Origin of the sequence: Ruminococcus sp. AF31-8BH (genome assembly GCF_003460605.1) — a bacterium.
Classification (GTDB): domain Bacteria; phylum Bacillota; class Clostridia; order Lachnospirales; family Lachnospiraceae; genus Blautia_A; species Blautia_A acetigignens.
On the sequence record NZ_QTVN01000011.1, the window covers coordinates 86,658 to 106,689 of the forward strand.

At 35.2% G+C, this 20,032-nt stretch carries 16 protein-coding genes and 2 pseudogenes; 5 read left to right on the forward strand and 13 right to left on the reverse strand.

The genetic code is table 11. The features are described 5' to 3' along the window. Positions 1-49: 49 nt before the first annotated feature. The 4 genes from DWZ38_RS14480 to DWZ38_RS14495 form a co-directional block, all read right to left on the reverse strand. Positions 50-1,579, reverse strand: coding sequence for an extracellular solute-binding protein (locus DWZ38_RS14480; RefSeq protein WP_117853716.1), 1,530 nt, complete (start codon positions 1,577-1,579; stop codon positions 50-52). A 273-nt stretch (positions 1,580-1,852) separates the two neighbouring features. Continuing rightward, positions 1,853-3,358, reverse strand: a complete 1,506-nt coding sequence (locus DWZ38_RS14485; protein WP_117853719.1) for a sulfatase-like hydrolase/transferase — start codon at positions 3,356-3,358, stop codon at positions 1,853-1,855. Between the two features lie 32 nt (positions 3,359-3,390). Further along, positions 3,391-4,083, reverse strand: coding sequence for a GntR family transcriptional regulator (locus DWZ38_RS14490; RefSeq protein WP_178105346.1), 693 nt, complete (start codon positions 4,081-4,083; stop codon positions 3,391-3,393). A 43-nt stretch (positions 4,084-4,126) separates the two neighbouring features. Beyond that, positions 4,127-4,858, reverse strand: a complete 732-nt coding sequence (locus DWZ38_RS14495; protein WP_117853723.1) for a helix-turn-helix transcriptional regulator — start codon at positions 4,856-4,858, stop codon at positions 4,127-4,129. Between the two features lie 116 nt (positions 4,859-4,974). On the opposite strand from DWZ38_RS14495, the gene DWZ38_RS14500 reads away from it, so the two are divergent. Further along, positions 4,975-7,395, forward strand: a complete 2,421-nt coding sequence (locus tag DWZ38_RS14500) for a sugar-binding domain-containing protein (protein WP_117853725.1) — start codon at positions 4,975-4,977, stop codon at positions 7,393-7,395. A gap of 176 nt (positions 7,396-7,571) precedes the next feature. On the opposite strand, the gene DWZ38_RS22845 is transcribed toward DWZ38_RS14500, so the two are convergent. Then, entirely contained in the window at positions 7,572-8,066 is a 495-nt protein-coding gene (locus tag DWZ38_RS22845; protein WP_243000276.1) for a transposase, read from the reverse strand. A 98-nt stretch (positions 8,067-8,164) separates the two neighbouring features. On the opposite strand from DWZ38_RS22845, the gene DWZ38_RS22850 reads away from it, so the two are divergent. After that, on the forward strand, positions 8,165-8,860 hold the full coding sequence (locus DWZ38_RS22850; protein ID WP_243000277.1) for a helix-turn-helix domain-containing protein: 696 nt from the start codon (positions 8,165-8,167) through the stop codon (positions 8,858-8,860). A 341-nt stretch (positions 8,861-9,201) separates the two neighbouring features. Here the strand turns inward: DWZ38_RS22850 and DWZ38_RS14520 are convergent, their stop codons facing one another. From DWZ38_RS14520 to DWZ38_RS14530, 3 genes are all read right to left on the reverse strand, one after another. Further along, positions 9,202-9,372: a hypothetical protein gene (locus DWZ38_RS14520; RefSeq protein WP_347519866.1), complete on the reverse strand. Its 171-nt coding sequence runs from the start codon at positions 9,370-9,372 to the stop codon at positions 9,202-9,204. Between the two features lie 62 nt (positions 9,373-9,434). Further along, positions 9,435-10,556: an anaerobic sulfatase maturase gene (locus DWZ38_RS14525; RefSeq protein WP_117853732.1), complete on the reverse strand. Its 1,122-nt coding sequence runs from the start codon at positions 10,554-10,556 to the stop codon at positions 9,435-9,437. Position 10,557: 1 nt separating this feature from the next. Further along, complete coding sequence (locus DWZ38_RS14530; protein ID WP_347519869.1) at positions 10,558-10,956, reverse strand: substrate-binding domain-containing protein; 399 nt, start codon at positions 10,954-10,956, stop codon at positions 10,558-10,560. Between the two features lie 511 nt (positions 10,957-11,467). On the opposite strand from DWZ38_RS14530, the pseudogene DWZ38_RS14535 reads away from it, so the two are divergent. Next, a pseudogene (locus DWZ38_RS14535) lies at positions 11,468-11,692 on the forward strand (ATP-dependent Clp protease proteolytic subunit); the annotation flags it as partial. Here DWZ38_RS14535 and rhuM read toward each other — a convergent pair. After that, positions 11,690-12,256: pseudogene (gene rhuM, locus DWZ38_RS14540) on the reverse strand (RhuM family protein); the annotation flags it as partial. The pseudogenes DWZ38_RS14535 and rhuM overlap by 3 nt on opposite strands. A gap of 339 nt (positions 12,257-12,595) precedes the next feature. On the opposite strand from rhuM, the gene DWZ38_RS22500 reads away from it, so the two are divergent. Both DWZ38_RS22500 and DWZ38_RS14550 read left to right on the forward strand, forming a co-directional pair. Further along, positions 12,596-12,973, forward strand: coding sequence for a DUF6444 domain-containing protein (locus tag DWZ38_RS22500; protein WP_117853736.1), 378 nt, complete (start codon positions 12,596-12,598; stop codon positions 12,971-12,973). 12 nt (positions 12,974-12,985) lie between these two features. After that, positions 12,986-14,053 carry an IS66 family transposase gene (locus tag DWZ38_RS14550; RefSeq protein WP_347519902.1) on the forward strand — a complete coding sequence of 356 codons (1,068 nt, stop codon included), beginning with the start codon at positions 12,986-12,988 and terminating at the stop codon, positions 14,051-14,053. 50 nt (positions 14,054-14,103) lie between these two features. Here DWZ38_RS14550 and DWZ38_RS14555 read toward each other — a convergent pair whose 3' ends face one another. The 4 genes from DWZ38_RS14555 to DWZ38_RS14570 all read right to left on the reverse strand — a co-directional run bounded on the left by DWZ38_RS14555 (position 14,104) and on the right by DWZ38_RS14570 (position 19,473). Continuing rightward, a complete protein-coding gene (locus DWZ38_RS14555; RefSeq protein ID WP_117853740.1) occupies positions 14,104-16,341 on the reverse strand; it encodes an alpha-galactosidase in 2,238 nt (745 codons plus the stop codon). A gap of 43 nt (positions 16,342-16,384) precedes the next feature. Beyond that, positions 16,385-17,785 carry a melibiose:sodium transporter MelB gene (gene melB / locus DWZ38_RS14560; protein ID WP_117853743.1) on the reverse strand — a complete coding sequence of 467 codons (1,401 nt, stop codon included), beginning with the start codon at positions 17,783-17,785 and terminating at the stop codon, positions 16,385-16,387. Between the two features lie 5 nt (positions 17,786-17,790). Next, a complete protein-coding gene (locus DWZ38_RS14565) occupies positions 17,791-18,258 on the reverse strand; it encodes a PTS glucose transporter subunit IIA (protein ID WP_117853745.1) in 468 nt (155 codons plus the stop codon). A gap of 192 nt (positions 18,259-18,450) precedes the next feature. Continuing rightward, positions 18,451-19,473: a LacI family DNA-binding transcriptional regulator gene (locus DWZ38_RS14570; protein WP_117853747.1), complete on the reverse strand. Its 1,023-nt coding sequence runs from the start codon at positions 19,471-19,473 to the stop codon at positions 18,451-18,453. Positions 19,474-20,032 lie beyond the last annotated feature (559 nt).

Sequence of the window (20,032 nt, forward strand, 5' to 3'; positions counted from 1 at the left end):
CACTGCTACCGTATCCCTTCATTACTTTACAGTTTTCAACTCTTTTTGTCTATCTATTTGCCCATGCTTCACTGTACATTTCTTCTAACTGTTTGTAGCCTTTATTCTCGCACTTTTCCACAAAACTATCCCAGTCTTTTTCTACATCCATTGTTCCAAAAATAAATCCTTCCAAAGATGCACTTACATAGTCTACCAGGGTAGACGATACCGCGGATGTTTCATCCATCTGCTCCGGAGTCAACGGAGATGCCGGATTGACAGGCGGTACACAGTCATTTTCAACACAATAATCATAGATATCCACTACTTCCTGTGGAAGCGTAGCCTTATAATATTCGGTATCGAATCTTACACAGAAATTATTTTCGTAAAGACCATAGTCCGATTGATAATTGATCGTATCATCCAGAAACTTTTTCTTTCCATCTTCTACTTTATATGTAGTACCTTCTTCTCCAAAAGTCATAGCTACCATAGCTTCATCTGAATAAAGCCAATCAATCATTCGTAATATCGCTTCAAAATTATCCTGTTCTGCAACAGTAGCCGGAAGTACCCATGCCTGTTCCCATGGTCCGTTCCACTGCAATGCATATTCATTTTCTAAACCTTCAGGAGGTGCCATTGCAACCATATTGAAATTCTCATCAAAAGCCTTTCCTTCCTGATTGAAAAGTTTACAGTTTGTAGCCCAGTCATATACAATAAATATTTCGCCTTTGGCAATTCTCTGTTCGTACACACTAGAATCCTGTGTAGAAAATTCCGGATCTAACGCTCCTGATGCATATAATTCTCTCGCATAAGTAACAAACTGTTTCCAGTTATCAGTTGTAGGAGCAAACACCCAATTATCCTGCTTTTCATCATAAAACATTCCATCTCCTAATGTCCAGCCGGCAATTGTATTATAAGCGCCTGCAATTCCTGCCATAATATTGTTCGTATAGAAACGATTGGAAATAGGTGTTGATTCCGGATATAACTCTTTTAATTTTAACGCTACATCTTTCAGTTCCTCCAACGTAGTTGGCATTGGCAAATTATTTTTCTCCAGAATATCTTTTCTGATCAACCATTGATGATCCTGAATCGTAGCCGTTTTTGCTTTAATCGGAAGCATATAGTATTTTCCGTCTGCCATTCTCTGTCTGTCCATATATTTTTCCAAACCGTTGTCCTTCAGGTATTTCTGAAAGTTAGGAAGTTTATCCACATAATCACTGACTGGCAACAACAGACCGGACAAAGCATCCTTTGGTTTCGGGAATGTTTTTGTAACAATGTCCGGTATCTCCCCGGAATTAAATACCACCTGGGTTTTCGTAGCCTGGTCAGAAACCGGCACAGACTGAATATTCAGCTTTACATCTGCATTCTCTTCAATCATTTTTAAAGAAAGCCAATCTTCAGAAAACGGAGCAGCTGCATCTTCAAAAATCATCATTGAGATTTCATTGCTTCCCTCTTTTGCACCATTTGCAGAGTCTGATTTCTTGTTTTCACTTCCACAACCGCTCATACATCCTACTACCATTGCTGTAACAACCAGTAGACTTATCAGTTTCTTTTTCATTGTTTTTCCTCCTATTTAACATTTTATTTGACTTGTTTTTGTACATTTATTATATTCTATTTTTCTTTTCTTTTCAATACCTTTTGTAACATTCCATGTTTTACATAATTTTTCTTGTCACTTTTTATGTATTTTGCATAATTATGGATTTTCATATATTTATAAAATATTGATTCTTATCCCATTTTATATTTAATTTTGTATATTATATTTCCTCTAATTTCAAAAAAAAACGGGTCAAAACCAAAGTTTTATCCCGTTTTTTCTCTGATACTATCTTTTCTCATCCATCGTTGTCTTTTTTCTCACCGCTGTGATCATAGGTAGCCCTGTATCATAATCTAATTGCCTGGGCTCATATTCCTCATTTTCTCTTTGTCTTGTATAACCATCATTTTCCCAACGAGCAGTTTTATCTTTTCTCCATGGTCTGACACCCCACTGATATCCACGATAAGGATCTCTGGTCTGATTCATATGTTCCAACAACAAATCATGCAGTTCATTTCTTACACAACTATATTCTTCGTTGTTGATAAGATTATGTATCTCATACGGATCTTTTTCCATATCATACAGTTCATCACTGTCCAAAAGATGAATTACTAGCTTGTAACGTTCATTTACAACAGCCCGCATCATCTGTAATCCTCCGAAACCATCATGATCCGTCTCGTAACGTGTAAATTCAAGATATACTTCATCATTAATTTTTTCTTCATGATTTCGTATCTGTGGCAACATACTTTTTCCTTCCAACAATTTAGGAACAGGAAGTCCCATATAATCCATAATCGTCGGTGTAAGATCGATATGAGATGCCGGCTCTGTAATAACTTTTCCTTTCTCTCCCCCACGTATGATCAAAGGTATGTTCGCCACTTCTTTATACGCGGTTGCATTTTTCATTTGAAGTCTGTGGGCTCCTAACATATCTCCATGATCAGATGTATAAATTACAAGTGCATCAGGTAATAATTCATCAATCTTATCTATCACTCGTCCCATTTCATAATCAACAAAAGAATTACATCCTAAAAATAAAGCCAATTGTTTTGAAGGACGATTTATTTCCTGTATACTGGAATGAAGTGCATCACCCGCCCACAATCTTTGCATGAAAGGTTTCTTACTTAAGTCATCTTGAAAATTCGGGTTATCTGCAAACTTAAATCCGGAATACATGGTATTATAAGGTGCAGGACACAAACTAGGACCATGTGGTTCATCATAAGACACCACCAGAAAAAAATCTTCCTCTTTATATTTTTCCAAGAAATCAAGGGCACGGTTTGAACACTGATGAGCATAAGTAAAATCTTCACTCATATCCTCCTCATAAGAAGTATCTGATTTTCTGGATTTTATTCTCTCTTCTGCAGTTAATTCTTCAAGATAACAGCGCATATCATACCAATACTCTTCGTCCCACCCTTCTGGACATTTTCCCAATCCAAAATAATCTCCACCATCCAGATGCCATTTCCCGATATATCCACAATGAATATTATGATCACTGAGTCTTTGTCCAACTGTTTTAACATTATCTCCGAGTGCAACAGAATTAGTCACCATACCATTTGAATGAGGGAATACTCCGGTAAAAATTGCACTTCTTGCCGGACCGCATACTGGTTGACACGTGTACGCATTTTCATAGCGCAATCCCTGCGCTGCCAGCCTGTCCAGATTCGGTGTCTTCATTCTTTCATCCCCATAACACCCTAACATATCCTTTCTGGTTGTGTCTGTCATCAGTAAAATAATTTGTTTTTTCATTTTATTAATACCCTCTCAACTTGCATATTTATTTACATTTCATTATAAAGAGAAGTCACCATATTAAAAATTTTTTCATTAGAAAAAATAGAAGTATAATTCTCTTTTGTCTTTTTCAAGTGCAATAACATAGCATCTTTCACCTGAGCAATTTCTTTTTTCTTCAATGCTGCTAAAATTTGTTCATGCTCGTTATATGTTTCCATAAAACGTTCCGGTGTTAACTGTGTCAGCCATCGCGTACGCTGTGTCTGTAAATTAATCCTGTGATTAATGTCTAGAAATCGTTTGTTTCCTGCCGCTTCAAATAGAATTTGATGAAACTCATGATCACATTGAAAAATATTTTCCAAATTTCCTACCATGATATTTTCACGCAATTTTTTCTGTAATTCAGAAATATTTTCTAAAAATTCCAAGGATACCCTGTCTTTATTCAAAATGATTTCCAGTACTTTTACTTCTATTGCCTCCCGCACCTCAATGATTTCTATAATATCATCAAGATGAATAGGACTTACAATGAACTTGGATCTTTTTCGTTCTAACACCCCGTTATCAACCAAAAGCATCATCGCTTCTCTCACAGGCGTACGACTGACTCCTAATTCCTTTGCAATTTCCGCATCAGAAACCACATCTCCTGATTTTATTTCATAATTTTCTATTTTGTTCAGTAAAATTTCCGTTGCTGTCGCTACAGAATCCCTTCCTATTCTTGGCATAACATTACCTCCGCTTCTCATTTTTCATCATTGTTCTTCCCGTTTATTCACCGTGATAGAACTTTGGAGAGTATCCCATTTCTTCTTTAAATATTCTGCTGAACTGTGAAGATGAAGCAAATCCACACATCTGTGCAATTTCTGTACAGGAATAATTCTTTTCTTCCAATAAGGCACATGCATTTCGAATCCTCTGTTGAATAATGTATTTTTTAATAGATACCCCTGTGATCTTTTTAAATTTCTGCCGTAGATAGTCATAATTGTAATTCATTTCTTTTGATATATCAAATACATTTTTCCGAAATATCAGACTCGAATCTATTTCATTAATCAGCTGGTAAATATCCTTATCTTTATTTTCCACCCTGCTTTCTCTTTCCAGTTGTATCAAAATTTCCACAATTATCACATTACACAGATCATAATATCTTAATTTTTTATTAGTATATTCTTCCACGATACGCAAAAATAATCGATGCGCGATATTATTACCCAAAGGGTAGATTCCGGATTGTAACATTTGAATTTCTTTTTTACTTTTGAATCTTATACATATATATTCCGTATAACTTTCTGCCACATAATCTTTTATATCTGTATTTTTCATAAGCAGAACTGAATTCTTTTCATATTTGTAATCAGTTTTATTAATTCTTACTCTCCCGCATCCGTTACAAAAATAAATCATCTCATGACTGCTGTATGAAAAACCACTGATACATTCATCTGGCTGGTAAAACATGGAAAACACACTTTCTAATTGTATATCCATTCAAACCTCCGAATCATGCAAAAAAAACAGTTTAAACCTCTCCGATTTGATATATTATTTTTTCTTCTATATGTGTATTATATAATATCATAAGATAAAAGAAAAGAGGTTTTTGAATGAAAACAAACAAAGATTACTTCGCTTTAGAAGCAGGGCAGCCACTGCAGAAGCATCTTTCTACCACATCCGGCAGATGCGTTCAGGATTTAAGCGGCAGAAACTGGAAAATGGAAAAAATGCGTATTGGACAGGGAGTAGCTGAAGGAATTCACTTATTAAAAAGCGAATTGTCCGGCAACAATTTCAGTTGGAATGCTGCTTCTGTTCCAGGAGACGTCTATACGGATCTGTACTTGGCAGGAGAACTTGAAGATCCTTATTTCGGAAGAAACATGCACAAAGCAAAATGGGTACAGGAATATGAATGGTGGTACAATCGTGCCTTCAACGTAGAAGAAGACATGATTGGTAAAGATATCCAGCTTGTTTTCGAAGGTGTTGATTATTCCTGTGAGGTATGGTTAAACGGGATCTATTTAGGAACGCATGAAGGAATGTATTCATCCTTTTCATTTACTGTAACAGATCATCTTATTTACAGTCAGCCACATGTTCCTGTGAATCTGTTGACAGTAAAATTAGATCCACCGCCAAAAAATCAGCAGAATTTCGCTGGTATGAAACATAATTTCGCCGGTGATTATCTGACCGGACTGATCCCGTTTGGAATCTGGCAATCAGTAAAACTGATAGGAACACAAAAATCTGTTATTGAAAATTATCGATGTGAATATGACATCCATAACAATCTGGCCACGGCTCATTTTGATATTAATATCCGAAATCTGCAGCAAGAAGAATTAAACGGCGAACTTCAAATTCAATTGGCAGATCAGGATCTTACACACACCTGTAAACAATCTGTTTGTTTGTCTTCCGGTGATTCTACGATCTCCTGCTCCTTTGATATAGAAGACCCTAAATTATGGTGGCCTTACGATTTGGGTGAACCATTCCTTTACAATCTCATGATTCAGCTGACTGTAAATGAAACCATTCTGGATTCCATCCACGATAAAACTGGTATTCGTACCGTAACAATGCAGATGAATCCAGGTTTCACATCGGAAGAATCTCAGATTCCCTGGACATTTACTATTAATGGTAAAACAATGTTTTTGCGTTCTGCCTGTTGGGGTGGACAGCCGTCTTTCTTCTATGGACGGAATTCCTCTCAAAAATACAGAATGTTTCTGGAAAACGCCAAAGAAGCGAATATCAACAATCTACGTATTTTTGGCTGGCATCCTGCAGAAACCAAAGAATTTTACGATATCTGTGATGAACTTGGTATCACAGTCTGGACTAATTTTTCGTTCGCTACACAGGAATTCCGGACAGATCAAAGCTATCTTGACAAAGTAACGCAGGAAATTCAGGGTTCTGTGATTTCCAGAAGAAATCACCCTTCTAATATCATGTGGATGGGGGGCGAAGAAGTATTTTTTACTGAAGCACATGTGGAAAGTGGAAACAAAGCATTGATGCAGATGATTGGAAAAATCACAAATCAATTAACTAACGTCCCTTATGCTGATGCTTCCCCTCTGAGTTCAAAAGAAGGTATACGCATGGGTTACGCTACAAAAGAATCCGCTCATGCTAATTCTCATTACTATGCTGCCGGCGCAATTTTTATGGAAGATTATTATCCGAATCTGGATTATTGTATTATTCCCGAACTTACAGCTGCTTCCGCTCCAAATGTGGAAAGTCTCAGAAAATTCATTCCTCAAAACGAATTATGGCCTATGGGATTGAGCTGGGGATATCACGCGGCGGATATTGATGTTCTTAAAAATTTAAATTATGAAGTGTTTGGCGATACCAGAATGGGATCTCTGGAGGAATTTGTTGAAGCAACACAGATTTCTCAGGGTACTGTGGCACAGTTTGCCTTGGAACATTTCCGTCGCCAGAAACCACACGTAAGTGGCGTTGCTTTGTGTCATTTTATAACAAATTGGCCAATTATCAAATGGGATATTATTGATTACTATGGTACCAAGAAAAAATCTTTTGACTATGTCAAACGGTCCTATCAGCCACTCCTTCCTTCTTTGGAGTTTTCCAAACGAAGATGGCTTCCCAATGAGAATTTTTCCGGAAACTTATATATAATCAACGATTACTACAAGGAATTCCCTGACTTACATTATGTCTGCGAAGTGAAAGACTGTTTCGGAAACACCATTCATTCCGAGGTATTTGATGTGTCTGTAAAGATGAATTCTTCAAAGAGTTTCAAAGCATTACACTTTACACTGCCTGCTGATGCAAGAGAGTATTTCACAATTCATTTAAAACTTTTCAGCGATTATACACTGCTTTCCGAAAATGAATATCGTTTACTTATTGCAGATCAAGAAGAAGCAAAGAAAAAAGCATATGTGTTATATACCGAAATGCATAAAAAATCCCGAAAATATGGAAAAGGATATTATCGTTATTTCCCTCAAATTTTCGAAAACCTTTAATTGCTAACTCAAACTTCCTCCATCTCTATATTTAAAGCGGTACAATTATATATTAAGAGCCGGAGGTGCGGACATTTTCTTGGACTAGCTGAGCCTATGGAAAAAACTCACTTTTTCATTGTCTGTTTCTGCATGTTTTTTTTAACATTCATAAAACAGCTGGTAAATTCGGTTATTCAAACCGCTTTTACCAGCCGTTTTAGATTTAATGCCGTTACCGATAAGAGGCATTCTTCTATCGCTTTCTGAAGGCCTCTTTTCTGGATTTTATTCAATTTATGTTCTCGTTTTAAAACTGCGAAGGTTCCTTCTGCCCATATCTTCCTAAGCCTCATGATCCTCAGATAATCACTGTTCCCTACTTTCTTGCCATTTCGATAAAAAGAGGGATAATAAGGACTCGCATTGATTCTGACTGTACCCAGATCCGTGGCACAGGCTGAAAAATACGGACAGTTTTTACATTGTTTTTTTGAACGGCTATATAGACGGTAATAGTTCTGCGTTGACTTTTTATAAAGTAATTTCTGAAATCCTAAATATTCTCCCTGTCTACATACAAAGCGATCTGTTTCTTCCTCATAACAGAATCCTTTTTTCATTGCATTGTTCTGATATTCACGTATAGCTGTATAATCTTGGATTCCTAATAACTCCAGCTCCTTTTTCAAGCCTAGTACAAAATTGCATTAATTTTTGAATAATATTTCTATGGAAAATATTTCTAATATATGGAATAATTAAAAGAAAACGCAAGGAGATCATTCATATGCCATTTGTTGCTGCCCCTGTTAAAATACCAGAAGACATCCGCCACATTCTTTCCAATTTGCAAAAAGCAGGACATTTCCAGCCCGCCAGGTACAGCGTGGCGGGGACGTTTCCTCAAAAGTCTTCCTCTTTTTCAGGAGGTTGCCGAAAAAAAACTTCCCATCTGGAAGAAGCCGTTTCTTCCTTCCTTAATGATTGCCCACGTCCAGGACAGCCCTCACATTACACAGATGAGCAGATCATCAAAATCCTCGAGATTGCCTGCCGTGATCCGCAGGAATTTGGATATGAGGTCAGTCACTGGAGTCTTAATCTGCTTGTGGACGCTGTAATCAAGGAAGGGATTGTGGATTCCATATCTGCCAAAACGGTAAGCCGTTTTTTTAATATGGGGGAAATCCACCCACATCTCATCCGTTACTGGCTTCATTCCTCCGAGAAAGTGGATTCTCCGGAAACCTTTGCAGAAAAAGTGAATGAAATCTGTACTGTTTACCATGAGGCAGAAGAAGTCCGTGAAAAAGGCGGCCATACTATATCCGTAGATGAGATGACAGGTATCCAGGCATTAGAACACAAATATCCGGATAAGCCGGTAATACCCGGAAAAGCAGCCCGTATGCATAAGATCAATTTCACAAAACCAGCGGTAAGCAAGGTTAAGAGATACTTCCTCTTCAAGCCTCCGCTCTGATTTGATCCCATAAAGATAACCAATCAGCAGCATTTTTATCGTAACAACGGGATCGATAGATTTTCTGCCAACATGGGAATAACAGGAAGCTGCCTTTTCATATATAAAATCAAAATTTACACAGTTTTTAATTCGTCTCAGAAGATGATCTTCTGGAATCATGGAATCTATATCAAGGATTACCATCTGGAGTTGTCCGCTTTGTTTTCCCATCATAAGAAATGACCTCCTGCAATTGATATAATAAGTATACCATACAGAAAGCCATTTTTCTCTAGTTTGTCAACAGATCCAACGTTTCACACCGCCGATAAAAACAATGACTCATATATGGTCTTTCCCTATCCCATATGTTCAAAAGAGTCTAATAAAATTTTATCAAAATACCAATTGATTAAATCGTATTTATCCTTAAAATGAGGATAAAAAGTTTGTCTTGTCGATTCAGAAACTTCTACAATTTCTTTGACTGTAATTTTCTCTAGAGGCGTTCTTCTCATACAATTCTTCATTGCATCTGCAAATCAATATTTTGTTTTCTCTGCTTTTGCTTCCAGACCCATTTGCCTCTCTTTCATGATCTTTCTTCGCTCACATATTTTGCAATTTCCATAAGATTCGCTCCACATACTTGGAAAAATTTGCGATACCCTTCGCAAAAATAGTTTCGATAAGTACCTGCATCTTTTTCTCCTACTCTGCTTCTTCTGCATCCTGAACGACAAAGCGAAAAATATTCACATTGTTTACATTGCTCGCTCCATTTTTTCGATTCTTCTACAAACTGCTTTGATTCCTTTCGTTCAAAGAAGTCTGTGATTTGATCTGTATTAAAATTTCCTAGTCGGTACGCATCCATCGCGTAGAAATCACATGGATATACACTACCATCTGCTTCTGTTACGCATTGTACACTGCAAATTCCTCTCTGCTCACAAGATTCCGGCGGATATCCCAACAAAATACCAACATAATTTTCAAACTGGCGAATATAGGGAGCTTTTCCTCTTCTCCAATCTTTATACCATAACTGAAATAAATCAATGAGAAACTGTCCATAAATTTCTGGTGTAAGCGAATAAGGTCTCTGTCCCTGCGGTTCCCCAAATGGATCTAAGCAGGTAATATACTGTTGATATTTCCATCCATTTTGTTTGTATTCTTTGTATATTTCTTTCACATTCTCAGCTACCTGACGATTTACAACCGTTAAAATATTATATTCGATTTGGTACTTCTCGAACATTGCAATACTATCTCTGACTTTTTGATAAGTATCTGCTCCGTTTTTGTCATGCCGATGCAAATTATGAAGTGTTTCCGTTCCATCCACTGAAACTCCTAACAAAAATTCATGTTTTTTTAAGAAACGACACCACTTGTCATCTACACAGAATCCATTAGTTTGCAAGGTGTTTAAGATTTCACATTTATGGATATTGTATTTATGTTCGAATTTGATGACCTTTTCAAAAAATTCTAGTCCTCTCAAGGTCGGTTCACCACCTTGAAATGCAAAGCAGATATTTCCTTTTCCTTGCTTTAAAACTTTACGAATTATATTTTCAATGGTTTCGATTTCCATCATTCCATACGATGCAACGTCCCTTTTGGCAGCTTCATCACAATAAAAACAGTAATCACATTGCATATTGCAAAGTCCGGATGCCGGTTTGATCAAAACTGTTTGCAGCATACTACCACTCCCTCTCCGTTATATTTTTACATACTTCCTTTAAGTTCTTTAACTCCTCAGACATATTTTTTTGCCGATGCCAAATCAAATATGCCTTACATGTCAATTCTTCATCCTGTAATTTTCGAGATTCTATTCCTCCTTCCAACAAATCACGCTTCATCAATTTTTCCGGCAAAATAAAGATTCCAAGTTCTTTCTCCACTGCGTTGATTAACGCCTGTGGATTTGCACTTTCCCAAACGGGATCAATTGCAATATCATACATTGCAAAAACATGTTTTAAATAAGTACGATTGGCACTTCCTTCTTCACGTAAGAGCACTGGATATTCCACAATATCTTTCATATAGATTCTTTTTTCCCAAAAAGCGGATGTTCCTTGGGGAGAATTACGCACATGTAATCGATGCGAAGATATTCTTTTTCCAAATATTCATTATTAATATTTTCCTCAATGAGAGCAAAATCCAATCGATTATCCAGGATTCTCTGTTATATATCTGAACTATTTGACACGACCGCTTTCACTTTAACTGTCGGAAAGAGCTTACAGAATTCCGAAATGGCTGTCGGAAGTATAAAATTTCCCATTGTCATTGTTCCACCAATACACAGTTCTTCTATTTCACTGTTATTTCGGATGATCTTATCTAATTCTTCAACACATGCCAGAATGTGAACCTCTCTAGAATAAAGCTCATCTGCGCTTGAATCTTTAGATGTTTTAGTGTCATGTCCTTCTCCTTTATATCATTTTTGTTAGATTATTTATTAATAATAGCATTTTATTTATTATTCTACAAGTGATCTAAGCGTAGACACACGGAGGAGTTACTGTCAAGTAATCGTTGGCAACGTTCTTTAACTGGAAAAATCAGACACAGACGAATCAGGAGACACAGGAAACAGTGACAACAAGAACACTGTTCCTGAACGGAACCATCGCCGAGGAAAGCTGGTTTGACGATGATATCACACCGGCCCTTTTTAAAGAGGAGCTCTTAAGTGGCTCTGGCGATATCACTGTCTGGATCAATTCACCAGGTGGTGACTGTGTTGCAGCTGCCCAGATCTACAACATGCTGATGGATTATAAAGGCAGCGTTACCGTCAAGATTGATGGTATTGCTGCTTGCTTTATCAACAGCCTGTTTGTGTGATATACTTCCATTCCCCTGCAAAAGCTGTTCACCGCTCATTGTCAGAATCCGATCCAGATGCTCTGCCCAGTTCCTCATTGTCATAGCCTGTTCTCGTTCTGCCTGACGTTCTGCAAAATCAAGATATCCCGATACCAGCTGTCCCATTGCACGTAATTCTTTTTCTGCATCTGCTTTGTTATAGATTACTTCTGCTGCAGTTTGTCCATGAATTGCGTAGTGAATTTTGTTTTGCACTTTTTTGAAAAATACAATGGATATTTCCGCTTTCGGATCATAATCTATACTCGTTGCATAAATTTCCAGAATCTGACGATAAAACACTTTCTCGGATGCACGAATATCACGGATTCTCTCCAACAATTCCTTGAAATATCCACCGCCACCCAGATTTTTCAAACGATCATCATCTAAAGCAAAACCTTTTCTCATGTATTCTTTTAAAATCCCAGTTGCCCAGATTCTGAACTGTGTTCCTCGTTTTGATTTTACACGATAACCAACAGAAATAATAACATCAAGATTGTAATAATCTACGTAACTATTCAGTACCCCGTTAAGTACATCTTGATTTTTCGGCAAAACAGAGAAAATAAAATTTCTGTTTCGTCATCGTTTTAGTGTAAAATGTGGATAATTTTTCAGTTTGACGGCCAAGTACTTTGGGTTTGTGGATTACTGAAACATAACTTCTTAGTTTTATCCAGATAACAGCATTTTTGTGGATTTTATCCGAATGTTATCAGCATTTAATCTCTGATTTTTTCTGGTTATCCACCATCATTTTGACAGTATGCCAAAATCTTACGATTCGCTTTTTACCCCATTTTCCGTTAAAATAGAAGTATCAAATTTTAACGGAAGAAGGTGGTCTGATTGACAAAAGATGAAATGAATAAGCAGTTATTACAGCAGGTTAATTCATTAACATCAACTGTAGATTCCCTGAATGCTACAATCAATGCGCAAACACAGCTAATCGCTCAACTCAATCAGACGATACAGGAACTAAAAGAACAGCTTAATAAGAACTCCAAAAACAGTTCCAAACCACCTTCAAGTGATGGTTTCAAAAAGCCTGCCCCAAAAAGTCTACGAAAACCATCCGGTAAAAAGGTTGGTGGACAGAACGGACATCAGGGGACGCATTTAGCGGTAATAACAGCTCCGGATGAAATAGTCAAACATATGCCTTCCGCATGTGAAGAATGCCCACATTATCAGATATGCAGGGGCACTGCATGCATTGCATAGAAACGCCATATTATTGATGCGGTTGTTACAGTCAATGTAACGGAGCATCAAGCACTGGAACTTCCAATCTGTATGCGGTATGGAGATACACGCAGAGGTGCTTTCCCTTCTGATGTAAAAGCAGCCGTACAGTATGGCGAAAACCTTCAGTCATTAGCTGTTGCGCTAAATACCGTAGGTGCAGTCAGCATCAAACGCACCCATGAGATTCTTTCCGGAGTATTTAACATTCCAATTGCAACAGGAACAATCAGCAGCATGGTAAAAAGATGCGCTGACAGTCTGAGTGAAACAGTAGGTAAGATCAAGGATAAAATGATCGGTTCCGCACTTGGACATTTCGATGAAACAGGAACCAGAGTGGATAAAAAACTCTGGTGGGTTCATGATGCCTCAAACTGTGAGTACACCTATCTTGATATCAGTCCCAAACGTGGAAATGCAGGCATGGAACAATGCGGTGTTCTCCCGGAATTCAAAGGGATTGCTATGCATGACTGCTGGGCTTCCTACTGGAATTATTCGGATATTCAGCATGCAGTCTGCTGTGCCCATCTTCTCCGTGAATTAACGGGGATTGATGAAAATCATCCTGAGCAGAAGTGGGCATCTGCATTTATAGACCTTTTACTGGAAATGAAAAAGGTCAAAGACAAAGCTGTAGAGAAAGGTAAGGACTTTCTGAGCTATTATCACTATCATAAGTTTGATAAAAAGTATGATGAACTTATCGAACAGGCTCGGAAGGAAAATCCACTTCCCGAAACCCCGGAGAAAAAACGTGGTCGGAAGAAAAAAGGAAAAATCCTTGCCCTTGTAGAACGCCTTGCGAATTACAAGGCCTCAGTCTGCCTTTTTATCCATAACTTCAATGTCCCGTTTGATAACAACCAGGCAGAACGTGATCTTTGGATGATAAAGGTCAAGACCAAAGTATCTGGATGCTTCCGAACTGAGGGAGGTGCCAGAGATTATCTAAAAATCATGTCCTACGTAGGCACGGCATATAAACAGGGATACAATGCTTACGAAGCAATCAAAAATGCGATCACAGGTCACCCTGATTTCATCTTTGAGTAAAGCTGGTTCTGAATAGTTACAAAAAATTTTATATTTAAAGGATTATCAGATTATTTTAACTTAAACGTATATACAAAAGAAGTAAAATCTCCTTTATCTGTACCAGAATGATAAACTCCTTTATATGAGTCTTCCTGTATAAGTCCTGTAAATTCAGTTTCACAGATTAATCCAAAATTCATAAGCTCATCACCAAAATAAGTTTCTTTTGTTTCTTCACAATAATATTCTCCGTATGGAATAAGACCTTCAAGGCATATTTTCTTTAATGAAGGATTAGGCTGTGCCAAAACTTTATAGAAAGCAACAACGGCTGTACTCTTATCTTTCGAAATACACATCCAAGCAAATCTTCCGTTTTCTCCATTTTGTAAACGATAAAAATCTCCCAACTGTATAACTTCTCTATAGTTTTTAAAATACTCTATTTGTTTTTTTACTTCTGAAATTTCTTCATCTGACATTTTTGTAACATCTAATTCATAACCAAAAGTACCAAAATATGCTACATCTCCTCTCATTTTAAGAGATGTTTCTCTTGAAACCTGATGATTTGGTACAGCTGAAACATGAGAACCCATTGATGATATAGGATAAAGCATACTTGTTCCATACTGTATTTTAAGACGTTCTACTGCATCTGTATCATCACTAGTCCAAGCCTGTGGTGCATAATATAACATACCTGCATCAAAACGCCCACCACCACTTGCACAAGACTCAAAAAGAATATCTGGAAATGCAGTTGTAAGTTTTTCATACAGCTTATAAACTCCCAATATATATCTATGGAAAAATTCTTTCTGTCTATTATTAGGAAGTATTTTAGAATAAGCCTCTGTTATATTTCTGTTCATATCCCATTTTATATATGATATTTTTCCACAGTTTAATATATCAGCCATTTTATTGTAAATATACTCTACAACCTCATCATTTGAGAAATCTAAAACAAACTGATTTCTGCCATAGGTCATATTTCTATTTGGAACTGAAACTGCCCATTCAGGGTGTTTTTCGTAGAGTGAACTTATCTCGCTCACCATTTCAGGCTCAAACCATAAACCAAACATCATATCTAAATCGTTTATTTTTGTTGCAAGACCATCTATTCCATTAGGTAATTTTTTGTAATTTACGTCCCAATCCCCAAGGGAAGTACTATCATTATTTCTTTCACCAAACCAACCATCATCAAGAACAAACAATTCTATACCAAGACTTTTGGCTTTCTCTGCAATTTTAAGTATACTTTCCTCTGTAAAATCAAAATATGTTGCTTCCCAGTTATTAATAAGAATTGGTCTTACTTTATTAGCCCATTTACTTCTAATTAAATGATTTTTAAATAAACTGTGGAAAGTTTGGCTCATACCATTCATACCACTATTGCTATATACTATTACAGCTTCTGGAGTTTGAAAACTTTCATTTTTTTTAAGCTTCCACTCAAACTCAAAAGGATTTATTCCAATCATAGCTCTTGTTACATCATAATCATCAACTTCTGATTGAGCTATAAAATTTCCACTGTAAATAAGTGTGAAACCATATATTTCTCCCGTTGTTTCTGTTGTATTTTTTCTCTTTAATGCAAAGAATGGATTGTGAGATGCACTGCTTGCTCCTCTTGAACTGGAAATACTCTGTTTACCCTTTTCAAGTTTTCTTATATGAACATGTCTCTCTCTACTCCAAGCTCCATCAAGCTGAACCATATCATATTCAGAGTCAAAGAAATCAATAGACATTGACAATGCTCTCTCTAAATACAAATCATTATCACCCATATTTATAAAGTTAGCACTTCTTACTATAACAGGTAAATCTTCAAATATGCTATATGATAAAATTAACTGACAGTTTATAAGGCTATCTTCTAAAATTATGTCCAATGTTGTTACATCTTTTTCATCTCCAAAAGTTGCTGGAAGTCCTTCAAGTTTTTTCTTTCCAGAATAAATCTTGTGGGTTTTATAAATAAAGTTAGTAATTCTGCTTCCATCTTTCATTCTAAGTTGATAAGCCGGCTCTCTATAATCTCCTGTACCATAAGCTGGATATTCTTGTCTCATAAGTTCTAAAGAAAAATCAAGATTATTCTTATATGTACAAGGTGCAAGAATACAACCACGTTGTCTAAACATATGACTTACAGATATATTCTCACTAATCTTATTGCCATAATATAAATGTCCAATTTGACCATTATCCATAATATTCATAATATAACTTATATATTTATTACTTAAATTGAAATATTTTTGTTTTTCGTTATATACTATCATATTTTTTCCTTTCTAAATTAAATCAATCAGAACAAACAGCTTTTTATAATTCAAACTCGTTATTAATATCATCTTCATTAGCTTCAGTTTTTTTCAAATAAATTATATTTATAATTCTATTCATATATTCAGAATTAAGTTTGTAATATTTTTTATATATTATAAAACTTAATATAACAAATATAATAGGTAACCCAATCATAATAATACGCATACCATTTAATGTAGAGGCAGATTGTACAGCATCTGGAATATATCCTGTTGCATCTAATGCAAAACCTGTAAATAATGCCCCCATTGCTGATGCAAATTTTACCAACAATGTCTGAATTGAAAATATAACTGATTCATTACGTGTTCCTAATTTATATTCACCATATTCAACAACATCTGCTAATACAACTGTAACTGTTCCAAGCTGTAAACCAGAACCTAATTTTACACAAATTCCTGCAATTGCTGTTAAAATATAACTCTGTGGTGCAACTATTCCTGCAATAAAAAGTACTATTAAACCAATAACAGGTATACCACTTGCAAAGAAATAAACTTGTGTTTTAGATATTTTCTTTGCTAATTTGGGGAAAATAATTAAACCAAATATTTCTGCAAATGCAGCAAACATTGTAAATATTGAAAATAAACCTTTATCACCTGTAACATATATAAAATAATAAGTCTGTACACCATTTATACAATTAATAGCAAAGTTAAATGTTAAAATAGTTAATATAGCTATAATTAATTGGTCATTTTTTCTAATTACATCTACCATTTGTTTAAAAGAAGTTTTTTCCTGTTTTTTAGTTTCACTACGGTCAGCTGATTTAACATTTAAAACTGTAATGCCAACAGTTACTATAAACACAATAGCTATCAACCATGCAAAACGTGTAAATCCATCTTGTGCATTTCCTTTTCCTAAATAATCCATTATTTGCAAACCAAATCCACCTACTAATAAAGAACCACCTATAGAAGCAAATATTCTTGGAACTACAGCAATTTTATCTCTTTCTTCAGGGTCTGATGTTAAATTAGGAAGCATTGACCAATATGGTATGTCCATAATTGTATAAGTCATCCCCCAAACTACATACATAACAGCAGCAAAAACATACAAAGCTGTTCCAGATAAATTCCAATTTGTAAATAAACATACAAGAACAACTGCATTTATAATTGTTCCAATAGCTAACCAAGGTCTAAATTTTCCCCATCTTGTACGTGTGTTATCAATTATCATTCCCATACCTAAATCATTAACAGCATCCCAAAACTTTGCTAAAAAGAATAATGTCCCAACAAATGATGCTGATAGTCTTAATACATCTGTAAAATATAACATACAATATGTAAAGATAATTCCGCAACACATATCTTTACCAACTGCTCCAATACCATAAGAATATTTTTCTTTTAAAGATAATCCTTTATTACTCATATCTATCATTTCCTTTCTATTGTAATAAATGGTTCATTTGCTTCAACCATACCATACTTATTTACAGTTATATCTCTTCTATTTAAATTAGTAAAAACTAAAGGTGTTACATCAATACATTTATTTTTCTTCAAAATTTGAAAATCAAATTGTAATAAAAGTTCTCCTTTTTTTACATTTTGATTTGGTTCAACAAATACTTCAAATCCCTCTCCTCTTAAAATATTTGTATCTAAGCCAACATGTATTAAACATTCAATACCTTGATCTTTTAATACTAATGCATGTTTTAAATCAAAAACAAACTCTATCTTTGCATCAAATGGTGCATATACTTTATTATCAGTTGGAAAGATTACACAACCTTCTCCAGTAATTCCTTTTGAAAAAACATTATCTGGACAATATTCCAATGGTGAGACTTTGCCACCAATAGGACAACTAATTTCAACTTTTCTTTTAAACAAGCCCATTTTTATAACTCCTTATCTATAATTTATTAATATTACAATAATTTTTTAAAACTTATGCTATAAATAATCTATCTATTTTATATACTTACAATTTTTATACTTTTAAAAATACTAATATTTATTAAAAATCTAAAATTCTCTTTAGTGAACGCGCGTTTATAATATGTTAAAAAAAAAGTCAAAAGACTTTTTTTATTTTATTTTAGGCACACTATCTCTTATAACTAACTCTGGCTGTAACAATTCATAAATTCCTTTTTCACCACTAAATAGCATGTCTACAGCTTTTTCTGCAAGTTGATCCATATCTACTTTTACTGTAGTAAGCTTTAAACTACTCCAATCCATATACTGTAAATTATCAAATCCAACAACAGCTATATCATTAGGAAAATCAAGATTATATTCTTTTATTGCTTTGACTACACCTAAAGCCATAATATCATTTGCTGAAAAAATTGCTGTAGGCCTATTTTTTTCAAGCATTTTTTTTACTGAATTATAAGCTGTATCATCTCTGTATTCACCAGTTAGAATTAATTCATCATTTATCGGAATTCCATTTTGGGTAAGAGCCTCTTTATATCCCTGAAGTCTTTCAAATGATGATAATCTGTAATCACCTTTTACAAAAGCAATATCTCTATGTCCTTGTTCAATAAGATATTCTACTACTAATTTTGCACCTTTAACATTATCACAATTTACATTGTTTACATTTTTTGCGATACTATCATTTTTTTGCCATTGGTCGATAAAAACCATGTTATATTTTTTTTCTGATATCTCCTCTAATGCCTTCATATGATAAGGAAAACCTACAAAAATTCCTCCAAAAAGCATTCTATTCTTAAAGTGTTGTTCAAGCTGTCTACATTCTTCTTCTTTTGTAATAGTATTGACAAGAACCATGTATCCTCGTTTTTTACAACTTTGAATAACTTTTGATAATAATTCTGAATTGTATGGAGAATTTATTCCAACCCATTTCATATTATTATTTGTATGGTCAATGTCTGCAATGAACAAACCAATAATATCATTAGATTTACCAGCGAGAGTTCTTGCAGAGGAACTAGGTGTATATCCATATTTATCAATGACATCTTGAACTTTTTTTCTCGTTGTCTCAGGTACATTTTTATAATTGTTTACTACCCTTGAAACTGTACTCCTAGATACATTAGCAAGTTTTGCTATTTCTTCACTATTCATATTTTTTTCCTTATAAACACGCGTTTATTTTTTCTTTATAGTAATCTAATCGTTTCATATTGTCAATATATATATTAGTATTCATATTAACTTTAGCTAATATGTAGTAAATTAAGCATTCTTTTTTGTGCATATTTAAATTGTTTTTTTCTGATATTTTAAACTTTTTTATTATTATTTTTAAATAAATTTCTAATTTTGCTACTTCTATTTGATTAAGTCTAGCAAATCAAAAACAGGTACTAATTTATCATCTTCAGATAAGTTTTCTAATAGTCTTGCTCTGTAATATACTTGAAAAGTAAACGGTAGAACATGAGTACCTTGAGTCGCCCCCACCCGTGAAACGGGTGGCTCGTAGGACGGCTATAAGCCTTTAATGCTAGGCCAGCGTCTCAAGGCGCTGGCTTTCGCTTGTGCGCCGAGCATGGTACTAATCTTACTGGTGCAAGTCCAGTCACGGGTATTTACCGCCAAGTGTAGCGAACCACAAGTCGGTATCAGTAATGGTATGGATGGAGGAAGTGGTATAGCAAAATCCTTGAACCTACGTACAGAA